Source organism: Arthrobacter psychrochitiniphilus, from assembly GCF_003185915.1.
Lineage (GTDB): Bacteria > Actinomycetota > Actinomycetes > Actinomycetales > Micrococcaceae > Specibacter > Specibacter psychrochitiniphilus.
On sequence record NZ_QHLZ01000037.1, the window covers coordinates 1 to 1,023 of the forward strand.

The window sequence follows — 1,023 nt, forward strand, 5'->3', positions numbered from 1 at the left end:
TCGTACCCGCACCCGCGTTTAATGCCGGAGTTTTGGGAATTCCCGACCGTGTCGATGGGTATTGGCCCGATGCACGCGATCTATCAGGCACAGTCCAACCGGTATTTGCATAACCGTGGCATCAAGGACACCTCTGAGCAGCAGGTGTGGGCGTTCTTAGGTGATGGTGAAATGGATGAGCCTGAGTCCCGTGGCCTGCTGCAACTGGCCGCGAATGACAAGCTCGATAATCTGAACTTCGTCATTAACTGCAACCTTCAGCGTCTAGATGGTCCGGTTCGTGGCAACGGGAAGATCGTTCAGGAACTCGAAGCGTTCTTCCGTGGTGCTGGCTGGAATGTTATCAAGGTCCTTTGGGGCCGTGAATGGGATGACTTGCTGGCCCGGGATACTGATGGTGCCTTGGTTGATGTCATGAACACCACCCTTGATGGTGATTACCAAACGTACAAGGCAGAATCTGGCGGGTTCGTTCGGGAGCACTTCTTCGGTCAAACCCCGCAAACTAAAGAACTCGCCGCGCACCTCAGCGATGACGAGGTCTGGAACTTGCGCCGTGGCGGCCACGATTACCACAAGGTTTACGCCGCGTATAAGGCTGCCACTGAATTCAAGGGCAAGCCCACCGTGATCCTGGCCCACACCGTGAAGGGTTACGGCCTCGGGACCCACTTCGAGGCCCGTAACGCCACGCACCAGATGAAAAAGCTGACCCTGCAGGACCTGAAGGACTTCCGTACCCACCTGCACCTGCCCATCAGTGATGAAGTCCTTGAAGCTGACCCGTACCACCCCCCGTACTACCACCCCGGTGCGGACTCCCCCGAAATCGCGTACATGATGGAACACCGTGCAGCCCTGGGCGGATTCGTGCCCGAACGCCGCTCTACCCACACCGCACTGGAACTACCCGGGGATAAAACCTATGAAGTCGCTAACCGCGGCTCCGGGAAACAACACGCCGCGACCACCATGTCCTTCGTGCGTTTACTCAAAGACCTCATGCGCGATAAAGGCATCGGT

1 pseudogene is annotated in these 1,023 nt (G+C 57.2%); it reads left to right on the plus strand.

Features of this window, described 5'->3' with window-relative positions:
- A pseudogene (locus CVS29_RS18140) lies at positions 1–1,023 on the plus strand (pyruvate dehydrogenase (acetyl-transferring), homodimeric type); the annotation flags it as partial.